This window comes from Microcoleus sp. Pol11C3, assembly GCF_036701485.1.
Classification (GTDB): Bacteria; Cyanobacteriota; Cyanobacteriia; order Cyanobacteriales; family Microcoleaceae; genus Microcoleus.
The window spans coordinates 15,301-34,560 of sequence record NZ_JAUBQW010000028.1 but is presented as its reverse complement, the minus strand read 5'-3'; the positions used below and the strand labels follow the sequence as shown (position 1 = coordinate 34,560).

General features: G+C 45.6%; 15 protein-coding genes. 7 read left to right on the top strand and 8 right to left on the bottom strand.

Features of this window, described 5'->3' with window-relative positions; all coding sequences use genetic code 11:
* The first annotated feature begins 315 nt into the window (after positions 1 to 315).
* Positions 316 to 564, top strand: a complete 249-nt coding sequence (locus tag QUA40_RS09470; RefSeq protein WP_333124446.1) for a gamma-aminobutyric acid A receptor, epsilon-like protein — start codon at positions 316 to 318, stop codon at positions 562 to 564.
* 133 nt (positions 565 to 697) lie between these two features.
* On the opposite strand, the gene QUA40_RS09465 is transcribed toward QUA40_RS09470, so the two are convergent.
* Positions 698 to 964, bottom strand: coding sequence for a hypothetical protein (locus tag QUA40_RS09465; RefSeq protein ID WP_333124443.1), 267 nt, complete (start codon positions 962 to 964; stop codon positions 698 to 700).
* A 211-nt stretch (positions 965 to 1,175) separates the two neighbouring features.
* Between QUA40_RS09465 and ychF the strand changes: the two genes are divergently transcribed.
* Positions 1,176 to 2,267 (top strand): redox-regulated ATPase YchF, encoded by a 1,092-nt coding sequence (gene ychF / locus QUA40_RS09460; protein WP_333124441.1) that lies wholly within the window; start codon positions 1,176 to 1,178, stop codon positions 2,265 to 2,267.
* Between the two features lie 21 nt (positions 2,268 to 2,288).
* Positions 2,289 to 2,654: a phage holin family protein gene (locus QUA40_RS09455; protein ID WP_333124438.1), complete on the top strand. Its 366-nt coding sequence runs from the start codon at positions 2,289 to 2,291 to the stop codon at positions 2,652 to 2,654.
* Positions 2,655 to 2,869: 215 nt separating this feature from the next.
* Here QUA40_RS09455 and QUA40_RS09450 read toward each other — a convergent pair whose 3' ends face one another.
* The gene (locus QUA40_RS09450; protein WP_333124435.1) at positions 2,870 to 3,322 is read right to left on the bottom strand and encodes a DUF3531 family protein; all 453 of its coding nucleotides are present in this window, start codon (positions 3,320 to 3,322) and stop codon (positions 2,870 to 2,872) included.
* A 15-nt stretch (positions 3,323 to 3,337) separates the two neighbouring features.
* Entirely contained in the window at positions 3,338 to 4,354 is a 1,017-nt protein-coding gene (locus tag QUA40_RS09445; protein ID WP_333124433.1) for a Sll0314/Alr1548 family TPR repeat-containing protein, read from the bottom strand.
* Between the two features lie 392 nt (positions 4,355 to 4,746).
* On the opposite strand from QUA40_RS09445, the gene QUA40_RS09440 reads away from it, so the two are divergent.
* From QUA40_RS09440 to QUA40_RS09430, 3 genes are all read left to right on the top strand, one after another.
* Positions 4,747 to 5,412 carry an energy-coupling factor ABC transporter ATP-binding protein gene (locus QUA40_RS09440; RefSeq protein WP_333124430.1) on the top strand — a complete coding sequence of 222 codons (666 nt, stop codon included), beginning with the start codon at positions 4,747 to 4,749 and terminating at the stop codon, positions 5,410 to 5,412.
* Between the two features lie 160 nt (positions 5,413 to 5,572).
* A complete protein-coding gene (rsmG, locus tag QUA40_RS09435) occupies positions 5,573 to 6,316 on the top strand; it encodes a 16S rRNA (guanine(527)-N(7))-methyltransferase RsmG (protein ID WP_333124427.1) in 744 nt (247 codons plus the stop codon).
* A gap of 25 nt (positions 6,317 to 6,341) precedes the next feature.
* Entirely contained in the window at positions 6,342 to 7,127 is a 786-nt protein-coding gene (locus tag QUA40_RS09430) for an SDR family oxidoreductase (RefSeq protein WP_333124425.1), read from the top strand.
* A 178-nt stretch (positions 7,128 to 7,305) separates the two neighbouring features.
* On the opposite strand, the gene QUA40_RS09425 is transcribed toward QUA40_RS09430, so the two are convergent.
* From QUA40_RS09425 to rpiA, 3 genes are all read right to left on the bottom strand, one after another.
* Positions 7,306 to 8,061 carry a Fe-Mn family superoxide dismutase gene (locus tag QUA40_RS09425; protein ID WP_333124420.1) on the bottom strand — a complete coding sequence of 252 codons (756 nt, stop codon included), beginning with the start codon at positions 8,059 to 8,061 and terminating at the stop codon, positions 7,306 to 7,308.
* Between the two features lie 214 nt (positions 8,062 to 8,275).
* Positions 8,276 to 9,460, bottom strand: coding sequence for an aldo/keto reductase (locus QUA40_RS09420; RefSeq protein WP_333124417.1), 1,185 nt, complete (start codon positions 9,458 to 9,460; stop codon positions 8,276 to 8,278).
* A gap of 238 nt (positions 9,461 to 9,698) precedes the next feature.
* Positions 9,699 to 10,415, bottom strand: a complete 717-nt coding sequence (gene rpiA, locus QUA40_RS09415; RefSeq protein WP_333124415.1) for a ribose-5-phosphate isomerase RpiA — start codon at positions 10,413 to 10,415, stop codon at positions 9,699 to 9,701.
* Between the two features lie 39 nt (positions 10,416 to 10,454).
* Here rpiA and QUA40_RS09410 point away from each other — a divergent pair, with 39 nt between their 5' ends.
* Positions 10,455 to 14,918 (top strand): tetratricopeptide repeat protein, encoded by a 4,464-nt coding sequence (locus QUA40_RS09410; protein WP_333124413.1) that lies wholly within the window; start codon positions 10,455 to 10,457, stop codon positions 14,916 to 14,918.
* A 49-nt stretch (positions 14,919 to 14,967) separates the two neighbouring features.
* Here the strand turns inward: QUA40_RS09410 and QUA40_RS09405 are convergent, their stop codons facing one another.
* Both QUA40_RS09405 and QUA40_RS09400 read right to left on the bottom strand, forming a co-directional pair.
* Positions 14,968 to 15,222: a hypothetical protein gene (locus QUA40_RS09405; protein ID WP_333124411.1), complete on the bottom strand. Its 255-nt coding sequence runs from the start codon at positions 15,220 to 15,222 to the stop codon at positions 14,968 to 14,970.
* Positions 15,215 to 19,174: a PAS domain S-box protein gene (locus QUA40_RS09400; RefSeq protein WP_333124408.1), complete on the bottom strand. Its 3,960-nt coding sequence runs from the start codon at positions 19,172 to 19,174 to the stop codon at positions 15,215 to 15,217. Before QUA40_RS09400 ends, QUA40_RS09405 begins: the two co-directional genes overlap by 8 nt.
* Between the last annotated feature and the right edge of the window lie 86 nt (positions 19,175 to 19,260).

Genomic DNA, 19,260 nt, shown 5'->3' with positions numbered 1-19,260 from the left:
TTAAAAAACCATAATATCTTGTAGCGGCGGGTTGAACCAGTATCTTTACTCTCAGGCCGTTTATTGCTTTACTCACGCGCCCTCCCCATGTAATGTTTATTTGTAACTACCTACTTAGTTTAGTGCCAAAGGCATAATTTTAGGCGGACGTAATAGTTAATTATAGCTATTTAGATAGATGTGTTCGCCGTAAGATTGCGTTTATAATTATGATATAAAACAAGGCCACAACTCAGTTATTTTTGTGGTAAAGTATAGCTAGGAGTGGCGACCAAATGTTTTTGAAACATCTCTATTAGCGAGTAAAACACTAAGATGATTTTTCCCAACCCTAGTCCGTTTCCAGGCCCGCAGATTCCCAGTACCGAACCGGGGCTGCCGACTATACCTGCATCGCCACCAGTGCCAGGCCCCGTTCCCGAACCCATTCCGGGGCTAGTACCGGAGCCGGTACCTGCGCCAATTCCGCAGCCCATTCCCGAACCGGTGCCGGAAACTGTACCCTCTCCAATTCCTCAGACAGTGCCGGGGCCAATTCCTCAGACAATCCCTGAACCTATTTAAATTAGGTTTTAGTCGATCGCGAAATTTAAGATTGTTTGTGAGGTCGATCCAATAAACCGGGTTTCTCCAAAGTCCCCACTCTTTTTGATGAATATCAGACTTGAAAAAACTCGGTTTTTGCGTAAAATATTGATTAATTGAAGTTGAGCGCAGTCTCTTTACAAAGGTCAACAGCCGCCAAATTAGTGAATTTGTGGTCAGAGTATTCGGCCCTGACATCGAAAACACAGCCCGCCTCCGAGCCGCCGTAGTCAGCTTGATCCCACTCAAAATCTGCCTTTTCCCGATCGGCAATGGGGGCCTCTAGCTCGTTTTTTCCCCAAGTATTTTTATCGGGAGGAGACATATAGACGGCTGTCATCGTCTTGCCGCTGTTGTTAACCACTGAAATGTTGAGCATCTGAGCGAAAACGCTAGCTGCTGTCAGCGCTAACAGGGGCAGCGACAGCCCCGCAGCGATCGTTAGTTTGCTTTACCACTTGTTAACCATTGAGGCATCTACCTCAAGTTGGATATTTATTCAAGCTTAGCTGGGGAAGTTAGAACACACAAGTCAGATATATTGCTGATACTTATGATATTTTGATACAGTGATATGTTTCTTAATAGCTATGCTTACTGCCGGAATTGTCGGACTGCCTAATGTTGGCAAATCTACTTTGTTTAATGCTCTGGTTGCTAATGCCAAGGCGACTGCTGCTAATTTTCCTTTCTGTACGATCGAGCCAAATACGGGTATCGTGGCAGTGCCAGACGAACGGTTGAAGGTGCTGAGCAATATTTCCAATTCCGTGCAAACTGTGCCGACGCGGATGGAATTTGTGGATATTGCGGGTTTGGTGAAGGGGGCGAGTCAGGGGGAAGGACTCGGAAATCAGTTTTTGTCTCACATCCGGGCTGTAGATGCGATCGTCCACGTTGTCCGCTGCTTTGACAATGATGATATTATTCACGTTGCGGGTTCTGTCGCTCCCCAGCGAGATATTGACATTATCAATCTCGAATTAATTTTAGCAGATTTAGCTCAAATTGAACGCAGGCTCGATCGCACTCGCAAACAAGCCCGCAACAACAAGGAAGCCCAGGCAGAAGTCGATGTCCTCGAAAAATTAGTCGTGGTTTTGAATGCGGGCAAACCAGCGCGGCAGTACAGTTTCACTGATGAGGAAGCTGAGTTAGTTAAAGGTTTAGAATTACTGACCAACAAGCCGATTATCTATGCGGCTAACGTGTCTGAAGACGATTTGGCAACGGGGAATAGCTATGTCGAACAAGTACGGGAAATAGCCGAAGCAGAAAATGCTAAGGTTGTCATAGTTTCGGCGCAAGTAGAATCAGAATTGGTGGAGTTATCCGAGGAAGAACGAACGGATTTCCTAGAATCTCTGGGGGTGAAAGAAGGTGGCTTGAAATCTCTGATTCGCGCTACTTACGAATTATTGGGTTTGCGGACTTATTTTACTAGCGGGCCGAAAGAAACTCGCGCTTGGACGATTATCGCGGGAATGTTAGCACCGCAAGCGGCGGGGGTGATTCACTCTGATTTTGAACGGGGTTTCATCCGGGCCGAAACTGTGAGTTATGAAGATTTGGTTGCTACGGGCGCGATGAATGCGGCTAAGGAAAAAGGCTTAGTTCGCAGTGAAGGAAAAGAGTATGTTGTACAAGAGGGGGATGTGCTATTGTTCAGATTTAATGTTTAGCTTTTTTAAGGAGATGAACAAATGGATATCGTTTCGCTGGCAATTGCTTGGCTGGTAACTTCGGTGAGCTTTTTTATTATTTCCAAGTTGCCCATCGGGGTGGACATTGACACTTTTGGAAAAGCAATGATTTCGGCGGCGGTTTTTGGATTGCTGAATGCTTTGGTGCGGCCGCTTTTTGTGGTTTTGGGTTTTCCATTTGTGTTGGTAACTTTTGGCTTGTTTATGATTATTATCAACGCTGCTATCTTTGGATTGGCGGCTTGGCTAGTGGATGGATTTCGCTTGCGGTGGGGAATTTGGAGTGCTTTGCTGGGGGCTATCGCCCTCGGTTTTATTAACTCTCTTCTCTATCAGGTGTTGAGTACGCTGCCAAAAGTACGGTAGATCGAGGTAACGCGGTAGAGGCGGGTTTATCTATCTTGTTAACTATAGCAAATATCTGTAGTTAACTGGTTCCTAGGCTCTGCCTAGGAATCAATGTCCAGAGGCTCTGCCTCGCTTTCGGAGCAGGCAAATAGGAGGCAGAGCCTCCGGATCTGTGTTACCAGGCAGAGCCTAGTAACGAGTAGAATCCGCCCCTAATGAGTAATGACTAATGACTAATTATCAGCAACAAAAGCCTCTCGACTGCGACTATTTTCAATGGGCCAGTTTTTATTTTCCCCGCCAATAATGAGTTTTTCAATCGTTACGAATTCTTTGCTGAGTTGCTGGAAAACATTAATTAAAACATCGAGACCAATCGCATCGCTAGTACCCAAATCAAACCAGCAGCGAGCCCAAGAACCTTGATACTCCATTTCTCCCATATTGTGCATCAAAGCCATCATGCTTTGGTCGGCTAGATTAACATCGTAATTCATCTGACTGATATCTAAGCCTTCATCTTGAACTTGCAAATTTTCCGCATTAAATCCTCCCAGTTTTCCCAAGAAAAACCAAGAGTCAAACACTTCTTCAACATACTGTTTTTCACCGTTTGAAGGTACGTTGCTGAACTTCAGCCAAATCCAGAGGTCAAAGGGGTTAAACTCGCGAAACTCTACTTTCATAGTTTTTTGGTGTTTTTATAGTGGTGGTAAGGCCGCCGGCCCCCAGATCCCATCTGCATCTCTAATTTTATCGCGCATCGGGTCGCAGTCGCGAGATTGGCTGTCGAGACGGTTGCGGGTTCTGCACTGCTGAAAGAAGATTTCGGCTACTAAACTGCGTGGCAGTTGGTCGGGTTTTGCTAAGGCGGCGTCGAAGTTTTTTCGGGCTTCCTCAAGTAAGGTTTTGTTGCTCTCTTTCCCCTGGGATTGGGAAAACAAGATTTGTGCTTTTAGATATAAAATTTCTGGATTATTGGGCGTTTCTGCTAGGGATTTGTTGGCAAACTCTAAAGCCAGATCGTACTTTTTCAAGTCTCGATAGCCTACTGCCATGCCGCGATAAGCTAAGTAGCGGGGAGAGGCTTTTTGTTCGAGTCTTTGAATTGCTTCGTTGGGGTTGGAAAAGGGCAGGTTTGTGGCTAGAATTAAGTCCATGTAGCCTTTGAGCAGGTTGAGTTCTGGATCGTTAGGCGCTATTTTATCGGCGGCATCTAGGTATTGAAATACTACTCGCAATTCACTCAAAGCTTGGGGCGCACCTTTGGCTGTTCCTTCTTTGGCTATAATGTTCGCCCCTTCTAGAAAGTGACCTACTGCTGTGTAGATATTGCCGCGCAATGGATTAGTTTTTGTCAATTTTTCGCCGACTTCGCGGGTTTTTTGTGCGTAGGAACTCATCGAGTTTAAGTCCTGCTCGATGTATGAGAGGGAGGCTGCCATTGCATAGGCTAGCGGCTCGTTTGGTTCCGCTGATAGTGCTTGTTGAACTTGAGTTTTTGCTTGTTTGTAGTTTCCTTGCTGAAACATTGTTTTGAAAGCGGTTTCGGTGTTGGGCCCGATCGCCTGCGGGTTGCTGCTGCGAAAGGGATCGCCCGCTACTGCGGAGTTAATGCAGATGCTGAGGGCGATCGCTCCTGCACAGGCGATCGCCCGCACTGTCTGTTTAGAACTTAACATTTGCTTGCCTAGCGATGCTAAAGGGGTTTTCGTCATCGTCAATTCTCTCAATGTAATATACTGTAAACTAGAAACAAGAGAGTTAAATTTTCAGACTTTCGGGCCGCGACCAAAAAAAGAGTGAAATTTGCTTGATTTTTTGTGGTTGTTGAGGTATATTTTAATAATGGAAGTGTGACTTTTAATATATTAAAGTACAGATTTCCATTATTAAAATATACCATTAAAAAACTTAAAAATCAAACGCCTATGCGGAAAAAAAAAGGAAATTTTTGTAAAGATTTATGTAAAATAATTGTGTGCGATGGGCAACAACCAGAAACAGCCTTAACTATCAATAGGACAACCAGGAGTTCCCTCATCCAACAATAACTATTTTTCTGACTGCCAACTGCCAACTGCCAACTGCCAACTAACAACTGCCATTAATGCTTTATCTAAAAAACTTAGTATATCATCCTACCGCCTGTCCGAATCCTATTCTGAAAAATATTAACTTAGAACTGCCCTCGCAGCAAATGGGGCTGATTGTGGGTCGCAGCGGTTCAGGCAAAAGTACGCTCTTAGAAATATTAGCAGGTTTAGCGGAAAAAACTAGCGGCGACATCCGTTGGCGGGAACAAGAATTAACACCGGAACACTTACAACAGTTAGGAGGGTTAGTGTTTCAGTTTCCAGAAAGGCATTTTTGCGGTGGCACAATTTTAGAAGAATTGCGGTTGGGTCATCCTGAATTGGGACAAGAACAAATTAACTCAGCAATGGCAGAAGTGGGGCTAGGACATTTGCCACTGCGCGCTTCCCCCCACGCTTTGAGCGGCGGACAACAGCGCAGGGTAGCCCTGGCGGTGCAGCTAATTCGGCAGCCGCATTTGCTACTTTTGGACGAACCGACGGCGGGTTTGGATTGGTCGATGCGGCGGCAGTTGGTAAGCTTGTTGAGTAAGTTGAAAAGTCACTGGACTTTGTTGATTGTAACTCACGATGCTAGCGATTTGTTGAGTGTAGCCGATCGATTTTGGACTTTAGACCACGGGGATTTGCAGGAGGTCGATCGGGCTAAGTTAGAAGCTAAGGAAACGAGTTTTGTCTAGAAGACCTCTTGCACAAATCTTTGATTGATTGATCGACCGCAGATGAAAGGCAGATCAACACTGATTAAGGCAGATAATTTCAAAATAGCGAATTGAATTCGCGTCTACACAAACGAAGTCTGCCTCCGCAGACTGAATAAAAGAGTGAAAATAGAATCAGATGAATGAGATTAAAATGCCTGTGTTGCCCCAGATGAACGAGTTGTGGCAAAAAACGCTGAATTGGCAACCGGATGAGTCGCAGCAGCAACAATTTCAGCGACTTTATGAGTTAATTGTTGAGGGAAATCGCTCCTTGAATTTAACTCGAATTACTGAGCCGATGGAGTTTTGGGAAAAACATTTGTGGGATTCTCTGCGGGGAATTGCCAGACTGCTGCCAGCTAATCACAATTTGGCGGAAAATCCCGAATTGTCCGCCGAGTCGGTGCTCAAAGCGATCGACATTGGGACTGGAGCGGGTTTTCCGGGTCTGCCGATCGCGATCGCCCTGCCGCATTTATCAGTTACGTTGCTCGATTCTACGCGCAAAAAAATTACTTTTTTGGAAACAGTTGTGCCGTCTTTAGGGATAGAAAATGCGGCGACTTTGTTGGGCAGAGCCGATGAAATTGCCCGATCACCACAGCACAAACAAGCTTACGATTTAGCAGTTCTCCGAGCAGTGGGAGCCGCTCCTCTCTGCGCTAAATGCGCGCTGCCTCTGCTGAAAAATGGCGGTTTAGCTGTACTTTACCGTGGAAATTGGACGGTGGAGGAAGAAACGGAGTTGCAAAGGGCGATCGAGCATTTGGGCGGCACAGTTGAGTCAGTCGAAGCATTCACAACGCCGACGAGTCAGGGGGCGCGGCACTGCGTTTATTTGCGGAAAGTTGTACAGCAGTTCGAGCGTCCCGTGCGCTAGCTATAGCCGTTTTTTAATACTAACTATGCTTGTCAATAAGATTGCACTTGTCACAGGTAGCTCGAAAGGAATTGGTGCTGGCATCGCCCTTGAATTAGCCAAATCTGGTGCCGATGTTTGTGTCAACTATTGCGATTCTCAAACATCTGCACTCGAAATAGTCAACCAGATTCAATCTGTCGGGCGTCGCGCGATCGCGATTCAAGCAGATGTCTCACAGCGCGACCAAGTGGAAAGGATGGTCGATAGGTGCGAGCAAGAACTGGGTCCAATTGATATTCTAGTGACAAATGCGATCGCCAGCGTCCGAAACACCTTGCTGGAAACTAAATTTGAAGATTTACAGCGGACACTAGAAATAGGGGTGTACGGTGTGTTTCACGTATGTCAAATAGTCGCCCGCCGTATGGTGGAAAGGAAGGCACTCGGCTCGATTATCCATATCTCTTCCCCGCACGCTCATTTTCCCTATAAGGGTGCGATTGACTACAACACCACCAAAGCAGCCTGTCATCACCTCGTTCTTTCTATGGCCAATGAACTGATGTGGCACAAAATTCGGGTCAACATCCTAGAGCCTGGGTGGACTGACACTCCGGGTGAGCGACGCTGGTACAGCGACGAATTGCTTGAGTCGTTCAGCAACCGAATGCCTCTTGGTCGGATGGGATTCCCGGAAGATTTAGGCCAAGCAGCAGTTTTCCTGGCATCTGATGCAGCTAGCTACATCACGGGTAGCGTGTTAAAGGTAGATGGTGGATTGTACATTGAGGGCAGCCCAAGTTTGACAGCAGAATCAGAAAATAAGTAGGTAGGTGGCATTAAACTGAATCATCTAACAGTATGTAAACATGGCTAAGTCAGCCACGCTTAAGGCTAAGGATATTTTACAATCGTTTACTTAATTGCGTTTTACAGCGCCTACCTACTTAAAAGAGAGTTTGTTGTTGGGCTGTCGGCGATCGATCACAACAACAAACTTTGTTGAACTAAGCGCTCGCTTTTTCGTAGCGCTTGTTAATTTCCGCCCAATTAACAACATTCCACCAAGCTTTTAAGTAGTCTGCGCGCAAATTTTGGTATTTGAGATAATAAGCGTGTTCCCAAACATCGTTACCCATAATTGGATAGTTGCCCTCCATGAAAGGAGTGTCTTGATTGGCAGTAGTTGTAATCTCAAGTTTGCCAGCTTTATTGCGGACTAGCCAAACCCAACCGCTGCCAAAACGCTTGGTGCCGGCATCGTTAAATTTTGCTTTAAAATCGTCAACACTGCCGAAAGTTTGCTTAATTGCTGTTGCAATTGCCCCTGTGGGTTCGCCGCCACCTTTGGGACTCATAATTTCCCAAAACATACTGTGATTTAGGTGTCCGCCGCCATTGTTACGCACGGTTGTGCGAATATCTTCTGGCACTTTGCTCAAATCTCGCAGCATATTTTCCGCAGTGATATTTTTGAGTTGCGGGTATTTACTGACAGCATCGTTGAGGTTTTTAACGTAAGCGGCGTGGTGTTTGTCGTGGTGAAATTGCATTGTCCGCGCATCAATGTGCGGTTCTAAAGCATTGTATTCGTAAGGCAAAGGTGGCAGTGTAAAAGGCCCGGGGGTTTGGGCTATTTTTGGACTTTCTGCAACTGGACTTGCTTGTGATACATTATTTCCTGACGCTTGGCAAGCACCTGCGGTAATAGCTCCGACGGTGGCAGTCACCAAATACAAGAAATCTCGGCGTTTGATAGTCATAAAAAGTACCTAAGTGAATTGTTAACTGTTTTATCTCAGATTAAAGCAAAATGGGAGTGAGTTGAGAACAAAAGTGGTTTCGCCCGAATGGATGAGACGGATGGGCGATGGTTGTGAGAGTTTCTCAAGTATAGGCTAATTGTGTGCGCGTAACTAACTCACGTGCTCCGGTTCACTAATCCGGTTTCTGTCTCGAAACCGGGTTTTTTTTTGATTATTCTTGGGACAAGCGCTGGATGGCTTCGCCTCCAAAAAGCCGATCGGCTGCTTGAAGAATACCGGGAATTTTAGCAGCGTGGGGACTGTGGGCTAGACAGCGGCGCAAGTCTAATTCATCGAGGCGATCGGCTTTTTGGCCGGGGAACCAGTGACTGGCATTACCTAAAAGGTTGTAGCGCATCTTGCAATAGTCGATCGTATCGTAAGCCTGCGCCAAATTCCACAGCCACAGAATCACATAAATATTAATACCTCCAGGAGTATTTTCTATAGTTGGTAAACCGACGTGCCAAGTCTTAAACCAATCTTCTCCTAATTTATCAATTGCTGCATTTTCCAACCTTGCTAATATCGGGGGCAAAATTTCATCGGCTCTATCTAATAATTCTACCGCTTTAAGATGCTCGTTAAAATCTTCAGGTTTGGCTGCGCCTAAACTCAAAGTATGTACTTGCGGATGCGACAAACAAAACAAATCGTTAAACACCATCGGACTCAGCGGATAGCACAAGTCTACCAATTTTTGTGGCGGGCTGTAAAGTTGACCGCCTTTGTCAGAAGGACTGATAATAAAAACGCCCATATCGTGACGTTTAGCAGCATCAATAGCCTGCCAATTACTTTGATTGATGTAGTACCAGTGCAAGTTAAGATAATCAAATTGATTAGTTTCAATTGTTTTGACAATCACATCCGTCGGGCCGTGGGTTGAAAAACCAATAAACCGAACTTTGCCTTCTGCTTGCAACTTTCTCGCCACATCCATGCAGCCGCTGGGGCGCATAGACTCCTCTAGCAATTCCCACGTATTAATGCCGTGCAGCGACAGCAAATCGACGTATTCTAGTTGCAAATAAGCTAAGGATTTTTCAAATTCTTCGCGAAACTCTTGGGAGTTGGGTTTGGGACTAACTTTCGTTTGCACTATCAACTTTTCGCGGGGAAAATTCGGAAAAATCCACCCCAATTGCATCTCGGAAGTGCCGTAACCGCGAGCAGTTTCTATGTGATTGATGCCGCATTCAATCGAATAGCTAATCGTCGCTTCTAGATTTTGTTGATTGTCTGGCGGAATTTCATTGGCTGGCACGTCTTGCCATTTATACTGATATCTCATGCCACCGCAGGAAAAGACGGGCATGGATAATTCTGTGCGACCGAATCGGCGATATTGCATCATCAAAAAAGAGATAGGAACTTATCAACACCTCTAACTGTAGGGCGTCCACTGTGCATCGGTCATTAGACTTATTGCATAAATCTTTGATAGCCGATCAACCGCAGATGTCAGGCAGATTAACGCAGATAATTTCTAGAAGAGCGAGGGAATCAATGCCATTCAAGTTTATATTGTAGGGTGCACAGTCAATCGGTGCGCCGAAAAGCACCCTACAAATTAAACCAGTGCTAGGTATTTTCTATTTAGAAATTTCCCGGACTACTGGTTTTCCGTCTTGAATTTCGCCGACTAAAACCCAATCTGTACAGTTGACAAACAAGCCATTTTCTAACACGCCGGGAATGTTATTCAAAGTTTTTTCTAATTCCCCAGGATTGTCCAGGTTATCAAATTGAACATCGATTACCATATTACCTTGATCCGTAATTACCGGGCCGGCTTTTTTCACACCCATGCGGAGTTCGGGTTTGCCACCCAATTTTTCAATAGCGCGCATCACTGGTGTTAATGCCATCGGTATAACTTCGATGGGCACGCGAAAAGTCGAACCCAATTTATCAACCATTTTGGAACTGTCAACTACTACAATAAACTCAGTTGCGAGGTAATCGACTACTTTTTCGCGGGTGTGGGCTGCGCCACCACCTTTTATTAAGTTGAGGTGGGGATCTACTTCGTCAGCGCCGTCAATAGCAACATCAATTCTGTCGATTTCATCTAGTGTTGTCAGCGGTACTCCGTACTGTTTGGCTAACACTTCTGATTGAAAAGATGTCGGCACTCCCTTGATATCTTTGAGTTCACCTGATTTTATGCGATCGCCCAATGCTTGAATAGTATAAGCTGTAGTTGACCCGGTGCCGAGTCCGACAATCATACCAGATTTTACGCGATCGGCAGCAGCAAACCCGACTTGCTGTTTCATCAATTTTACGGGATCTTGTTCTGTGGTCATCTTCGGTACTCCTCAATAGTTTTAAGATTATACCATTTAATGAAAATCGGATTTCTTGATACCTACACTTGGGATTACAATATTGAAACTCCTTACTGCAAACCTTTGGGCGGCACTCAGTCGGCTATTTGTTACTTAGCCGAGGCGTTGGCTGCACAGGGAAACGAGGTATTTTTGCTCAACAATACTTCCGAGTCGGGGATATGGCGTGGCGTTGATTGCAGGCGCAGGGTGGGGGACAAATCTAATTTAGAATTGCTGCGATCGCTCGATTTTTTAGTTATAGTTAATATAGTCGGCAAAGCCCTAGAAATTAAGCCAGTTTTGGGGCATCGCACTAAGTTAATTTTGTGGATTCATAACGAACCGGGCTTTGTATTCCTCCAAGATTTCAATAATCAGCGAGAAATCAATGCTTGCGATGCCTTTGTATTTGTTAGCCACTGGCAGCGCGAGCAATTTCATCGGCGGTTTGGGATAGAATTGAATCGCAGTTGTGTTTTAAGAAATGCGATCGCACCTTGTTTTGCTAACATTTTCGCCGATAATGTTTCTATCCTCTCTCATAAATATCGACCGCCCATTCTAGCTTACACCAGCACTCCATTTCGCGGACTCGATATTTTGTTAAAAGTCTTTCCCGAAATTCGTCAAGCTGTGCCCGGAACGAGATTAAAAGTATTTTCAAGCATGAAAGTACACCAAATAGACGACAATGATAACAAGCTTTTTTTCGGTCAACTTTACCGCCAGTGTCAGGAAACAGAAGGCGTCGAGTACCTCGGTTCCGTACCGCAACCCGAACTTGTCCGGCAACTGCGTTCAGTCGCGGTTTTAGCTTACCCGAATACCTATTTGGAAACCTCATCTATTGCTGTCATGGAAGCAATGGCGAGTGGTTGCCGGATTGTGACGAGTGAATTGGCAGCTTTGCCGGAAACAACTGCTGGATTTGCCCGTCTAGTTTCAATGTCAGGGGTGGAAAATTTTGCATCGATAACTAATTGGAACCGTGCCGGGAAACCAGATTGGGAGGGATATACAAGGCGGTTTTTAGAAGCGATAGTCGGAGTTTTAAATGAGAGCACGGGTGCGGGCGGCGCAACTGCTGAAAATCATCTGAGACAGCAGGTAGAATATATAAATCGAGGGTGTACTTGGTCGGTGCGATCCCGAGAGTGGGTAGAATGGTTGAATATTATTAGTGTAAAACCTGTAAGAGTGGCAGAGCAAATGATCGGGAATTCTTTAGTAGGTTTAGAGGCAGTGAGAGATTATTTTAAAAAGGGAAATTGGCTGAAAGATCAAGGTAATCTCGGTGGCGCCATCGAGAACTATCAGAAAGCTTTAGAGTTGAATCCAGGAGATGCCGAAGTCCATAAAAAGTTGGCGGAGATTTATGTTTTGCAAGGAGAATTTGAAAAGGCGATCGCCTCTTGCAATCTCGCCATTAAATTACAAGCGAATTTTGCTCCTGCTTACTTGACAATGGGGAATGCTCTACAGGCTCAAGACAAGCTGGAAATGGCAATTCAAGCTTACTTGCAAGCACTGAAAATCCAGCCGGAATTTGCTGAAGCCTGCGCTAATTTGGGCAGTATGTATTACAAGTTAGGGCAATTGGAACAGGCGGCAAGTTCTTACGAAAAAGCTCTTGAAATAAATCCTCAATTGTGCTCGGTTAATTTGATGCTGGGCAGCGTTTTGCACCAGCAAGGAAAGTTAGATGCAGCAATTGCTTGCTATCAAAAAGTGCTGCAACTGCAACCGGGAGATGCCAGCGCTGCTGAGAAACTATCGAGTTTGATCTCACAAAAACAGCGGGAAACTACGGACAGCAAATTTATCGAATTAGAAACAGAATCAGGGGCACAGCAACCAGTATCTGTCAACAAAGATGAAGGCTACGGCTTGCAGCCTTCGAGCATCAATTTGCCACCCGCGCCAACCACTGAGACTTTAAATACTCCGTTTACAAACCCGGCCGAAGTTTCTGAACAAGTTACCTCGCTCAATGTTCCAGATAGCGGACAAGTTGTCAATTTTCAAGAAGTAGAACCGTACAAAAACCTCGCCGAAAACTTTTTAGTTCAAGGTAAAATTAAAGAGGCGATCGCAGCTTGTCAGCAAGCGATAAAAATCCGACCAGATTTCATTCACGCTTACGTCACTTTAGGCAATGCTTTGCAAGCCGTAGGCAAAACTGAAGCTGCGATTCGTTCATATTCTCAAGCCCTAGAATTGCGGCCAAACTTTGCGGAAGTGCGCGCCAATATCGGCAGTATGTATTTCAAAATGGGGCGTTTGGAAGAAGCGATCGCCCATTACCAGCAAGCCATCGCCCTAAGTCCCGATTTAGCGGGCGCTCACTGGAATTTAGGGAAAGTATATCACAAACACGGCAACATCGAAGCAGCGATCGCCTGTTTTAAAAGAACATCCGAACTCAACCCGCAGCTAGTCGGTGCAGACTTCCACTTTAACTTAGGTAATCGACTTTTCAGCGAAGGAAAGCGCGAGGAAGCCATCGAAAGTTACGAAAAAGCGATCGCCATTAAACCGGATTGGGCCGAAGCTTACGGTAACATCGGCAGCGCGCGATCGCAACAAGGCAATCTCGACGCCGCCATCGCGTACTATCAGAAAGCTGTAGCTTTAAAGCCACAATTAGAAGTTTTGCACTTCAATATAGCCAATTCTTTTTTGCAGCAAAACAAGTACGATGAAGCAATTACTAATTATCAAAACACTCTGAAAATCAAGCCCAACTGGCCGGAAGTTCACGCTAACCTCGGCAGTTGTTTTTCCATGCAAGGGCGGCTAGAAGAAGCTTTAGCCAGCTATCAGCAAGCCCTGGCATTAAAACCGGATTGGGCAGAGGTTTACTGTCGCATGGGACACATTCAGAAACAAGATAAGCCGTTGGAGGCGATCGCCAATTTTGAAAAAGCGATTCAATGCAACCCCAAATATAGCGAAGCCTACCAACAATTGTGCGACTTGCTAAGCCATTCCACCAACCTCGCCGGAGCCCGTAGCGTAGCCGACAAATACTGCGAAAACTGCGGCGAAAATGCCCCTGTCATGTCAGCTACAGCCTACGTCTTTTCCTACCTGCAATCAGGTGTCAGCAAACAGGCCATTCAGAAACTCGAAGAAATCGAAAAACTATGCTACGAAAAGGTCGAAACCTTTAGCGTAATCGAACTAAAACTTCTCTACGAAATCTTCCTATTTGCAGTTTCTCACCTGCGAGACAACCGGGAAAAAAATGCCAGTTTCTACAGACTAATTGCCAAAGAATACTACCAAAAAGCTGTCCCGCAACGCCAGCAATTTAACCGAAGCAACCTAGCAAATTACCAAACCAAAGAACAGCGTCCCTTGAAAATCGGCTTCCTTTCCAAACACTTTCGCCGCCACTCAGTAGGCTGGTGCAGCGAAGCTTTAATTCGCGAATTAAGCCACATCACCCCCCACGTTCACCTTTACGTCACCGGGAAACTCCACCGAGATGAGGTTACGCAGCGGTTTGAAGACATGGCGGGCAAGTTTTACTGGCCTAAAAAATATCCAAACGGCTTTGCTGACGGCGGTGAAATCTTCGCCGAAGTAGCGCAAGACAACTTGGATGTTTTGATAGACTTAGACTCGATGACAGTGCCAACAAATGTCGAAGTGCTGTATCAATATCCTGCGGGGATTTGTGTTTCTTGGTTAGGATTTGACGCACCCTACATTTCAGATAATCACTACTTTCTGTGCGACGAACACACTCACCCCCCTGGTGTTGAAAAAAATTACTTAGAACAGTTAGTAAGATTGCCTAACTGTTCGGTAGCAATTGGCGCACTGCAAAGCATTCCTGTCAATCGAGATGCCATTAGAAATGCTCTGGGAATTGGCTTAGATCAAATGACTTATCTGTGCGTTTCTCCGGGTCGAAAAACGAATCCAGAAATGGTACGAGCTCAAGTTACAATTCTGAAGGAAGTACCAGATAGTGTGTTAATCCGCAAAGGTCAAGGCGACCCCGATGTTATTCACAGCACTTACCGCGAAGAATGCCAAATTCAGGGAGTAGATTTTGGTCGGATTAAGTTTATAGGGCAAACCAGGAGTGAGGAAGAACATCGGGCTATTTATTATGTAGCCGACGTGCTTTTAGATTCCTATCCTTACAACGGGGGGACTCACAATTTAGAGGCTTTGTGGGCGAATTTGCCAGTGGTAACTCGATCCGGCGACCAATATCTTTCGCGGATGGGTTACGCTTTTCTGAAAAGTGCAAATCTTGATGTTGGTGCGGCGTGGAGTTGGGAGGAATACACGCAGTGGGGAGTTAAGTTTGGCCGCGATGCTGGTTTCAGAAATGCGGTGAAAGAGCATTTAGTAAAATCTAAGCAGCCAGAACATCTTGCACCTTTGTGGAATCCTAAAAAGTTGGCTGAGGATATGTATGAGGTGTTTCAAAAACTGTTAGCTAAACAGGTTAGTCAGTAGTCAGCAGTCAGTAGTCATTAGTAATGAGAAGGAAAAATTTCCGCATCTCTCACTCTTCCCATCTTTCTGTGAAGTGTTGTAACAATCTTCGTGGAAATGCGTAAAAATTCCGCGCCGAGTCTGATAGATAAATAGCTGATTCATAGTGTCGCGATCGCACTAACTTTATGCCAGTTAGGGCGATCGCTTTTTTAGTAATACCAGTTTCAAAAAAGAATGCAACTGTAGACCAGCTCCAAACCAGCAGCTTCATCAGTAATTCCCCAATATAAAATCTAAAATCTAAAATAACCTGACTACTCACTAATCGCGCTCGCCACTCGATCGCGCCCGCCCGACTTAGCTCGATAAAGTGCCTTATCCGCCGCTTCAATCAACATTTTCGGGGAATTTTGACTTGGCGAAACGGCCGCAACTCCCAAGCTGAGAGTCACACAATCACTGACAACAGACTTGATGTGGGGAATTGCCAAGGCTTTGACGCGGCTGCGGATTCCCTCAGCAACAGCCTGTGCAGCGACGATATCCGTATTTGGCAAAATTACCCCAAATTCCTCGCCGCCGTACCTAGCAGCCAAATAGAGGCGTTCTGCGGGTGCGTTCGTGCAAGCATCCCCGATCATCCGCGCCACTTGCTGCAAACAAGCATCCCCGGCTTGATGGCCGTAATTGTCGTTGTAAAGTTTAAAACAGTCAATGTCACACATAATCAAAGATAGCGGTTCCGAAGAGCTCGACTGCTCCCATTCTCGGTTGATCACCTCGTCAAAACGGCGGCGGTTAGCTAGTTGAGTCAGACTGTCTAAATTCGCCAACCCGTCCAACCGCTGGTTGGCAGCAGCTAGCTGCTGGTAAAGTAGAGATTGTTCGATCGCGATCGCAACTTGAGTACCCAACTGACTCAGCAAATCCACATCAAACTGCTGCCACTGGCGGGGTGCCGAACAGTGGTGGGCAATCAGCAAACCCCACAACTTCGGCACTTGACAAGAACCGTTACCTTCCCTCGGTTCTATTCCCTGCTGGACAATCGGCACCACCAAATTTGCCTTCACCTGACAAGTCTCCAAAAATTTAAGGTGACACTCGCTCAAATTAGAAGCATGAATATCCTCTATGGCGCGAATGCGACCCTTTAAATACTGTCCGATGTAAGTAGTGGCAAAACAGCAATCATCAATTGCCATCCCCTTCAGTGGCATCCATCCTTCTCCAACCGACTCCACCACCACATTTCCGTTCCAATCGGGTCGGAAGCGGAAAACCAGCACGCGATCGGTTGCCAAAAACTCCCGCACTTCCGCTACTGTAGTGTTGAGAATATCTTGTAGATCCAGAGAAGAACGAATGCGCGATTGAATCTGTGCGATCAAGCGTTCCCGTTCTATTTGTTGCCGCAGCGCGACTTGGGCTTGCTTACTTTGAGTAATGTCCCGACCTTCCGGCAGCAACAATACTATTTTGCCCGTTTCATCCGCGACCGGTTTGAGAGAAAAATCAACAGTTGCCGTCCGATTTACACCTTGAACTTCCACTTCATAGCGGACAAATTCACCTTGTGCCGATCGAGAAATCGCCTCTTGCAACTGTTCCTGAACTTCCTCAGAATCTCCCCACCAAGGCAATAACCAAAACGGTTTATTAGCCACATCCCGTAGCTTAATTCCCGCAAAATCCAGAGAAGTTTGGTTAGCTTCCAGCAGAGTGCCGTCCGGTTTCAATAAGCTCACAAATTGGAAAGAAGAATCAAAAATTGCCCGAAAGCGTCTTTGAGAATCTCCCAACATTGCCGTCACCTTTTCGCGAGAGGTAATATCGCGGAAGCGCCACACCCTGCCAATAATATTTTGTCCGACTCGAATCGGCTGCGTGTAGCGCTCAAAAGTGCGGCCGTCTTTAAATTCTAGAATATCGCAACCTTCCGACTCCGCATCGCTATAAAATTCTTTAACTCTCTGCAAAAAAGCTCTCGGATCTTTAACTTGTTTAGTGAGAAATGCCAGCCGCACCGTTCTATCCATTGAGTTTCTAACTTCGTCATAAATGCCCCACATTTGAACTAACTTTTCGTTATAACTAATCATTTCTCCGGCGGTAGTAACGGCGAGAATGCCGTCAGCCGTTGCTTCTAAGGTAGCGTGCAGCAAAGACCGCGATCGCTCTAATTCTGCTGCGGTCAATTTGCGTTCCGTGAGGTCTCGGACTGCTTTCACCTGTACTAAACGACCTTCCCACAATACGAATTTGCTGCGAACGTCAGCGGGAAAAGCAGTTCCATCTCGCTTGAGAAAAATAGTTTCACAGACTGTATTGCTGGCAGCAGAAATCATTTGTGGCCCCTGTTTGTATGATTTCGGCGATAGTAGTTCCAGCAAGCTCATTCCCGCCATTTCCCCAGGTTCGTAACCGAAAAGTTGGGCAAAATTACTGCTGACGCTCAAAATTGTGTCGCGGTCAGCCACGGCAACTGCTTCAAAATAAGCTTCGCATTCGAGCAAGCGCGCTGCTGAGTGGCTGCTGCCATTTTCGCCAGAGGAATAACTGTTGTTAATTAGCTGTTGCAATTGCGTATTGGCAGAGTACAAAGCTGTCATGGCTTGCCTGTACATAGCAGTACGTTTATCGACTTTTTGTGCGAGGAGATCGCGATATTCTCGCAGTTCTTTTTCGACTCTAATTAAATCAGTAATATCTACTGCAAACACGATTACACCAGCGACTTTACCTGTTTCATCGCGGTAAGGTATTTTATCTGTCCGCACCCAGCATTTTTGACCAGAAACTGTTGGTAACAGTTCGACTTTGCCCTGCTTGGGAATGCCAGAATTGATTACTTCCAAATCTTCTAAATAATATTGCTCTGCTTCGTCTGGATAGATTTCATAAAAAGATTTACCTTCTAATTGAGCTGCGGGCAAACCTCTCGATGCAGCGGCGGCTTGATTAATTCGCAGTAGGCGACTTTCGGTATCTTTGAGCCAAATCATCGCCGGCACGGAATCAAAAATAATTTGCTGTTCTTGTTGCTGCAGGCGTAGTTCGGCTTCTGCTTGTTTTCTTTTAATTATTTCTTTTTGCAGTTTTTGGTTGGCTTTTTTGAGTTCAGCAGTGCGTCTTTCTACTCTTTCTTCTAGTTGATCGTAGTATTGGGTCAGCAAGTTTTGCTGCTGTTCGTGCCGCATTGCTTCTAATTTTAACTTTTCGCTAGCTGACAAACTTGAGGATACAAAATCTGCTAATATTTGGGTGAATTCGTGTTCTTCTTCCGTCCAATCACCGTGGGAACCCTGGCGTTCGGCGCTGACTATTCCCAACCTTTGACCTGCGAGTACAATCGGTACGTTTAACAAGGAAGTCGTGCCCTGACCGAGCAAATAAAGACCGACAAGTTCTCGCGTTCGGGGGTCATTTTCTGCTGCCACAGTAGCGATCACACTTGCAGATTTTAAAGCTTGAAAATATGCCGGACAGTCGGCTGCTGTGATGATTATTTGTACGGAATGGAGTTTAGTATTTTCTTCGTAAAGGTCGATGCAGTGAAGCTGGGTTTTGTCTTCGCCATACAGCCAAATACTGGCTCGATCGCAGTTGACAATACTGACAGCGGTTTCTGTTACTTCGCGGATGAATTCTTCTATATTGTGGCGTTCTTTAAGTTGACTTTTGGCTAATGTTGCGATCGCTAAAGTTGGACTGCGCCAATTTCCTCTCTGGTTGGGCGACGTGGGTGACTGCGAAGCAGCCTTAATTTCTTCGCAAACTAACAGTACAGCCGGCCGTTGGAAATTCGCCATTGAGCCACCATTGGTATTTTCCTCTATTTTCCAATCTACCGCCGGCATTGGGCGCGCGGTTGCTTTTACCCTAATAATCCTGCCGTCTTTGCAAGTCAAGCAGCCTTCCCAAAAAGCAATTTTGGGAGTTGGCGTACCGTTTTCCGGCTGGGCCAATCCGGCAAATTCTGCCTGCATTTTGCCTTGCTCTTGGCAGTAAAATATGTTAAAAATTGAATGACAAATTAATTCCTGCGATTTGTAGGCGAGGCGAGATGCGCCGAATTGATTGAGCGAAAAAACTCTTCCCAAAGCGTCTAGAACGAAGTAAATGCCCGGAAAATTCTCGTAGAGAGTTCCATACCAATCTTGTTCGACTTGTTGGCTGCACGAAAGTTTTGCTGCAGCGAACTCGCCGTCGGTGTCGATCAACTGAGAATAGTTGGTTTCTGGGTTGCTGGAATGACTTTTTTTAGCAAACACTTTTAGCTTAACTCGACTGTAATTAATTTTACTTTCTGGAATTTAACTTTTTTGTGAAACTAAATTAAACCTGTTGTTTGAAAAAA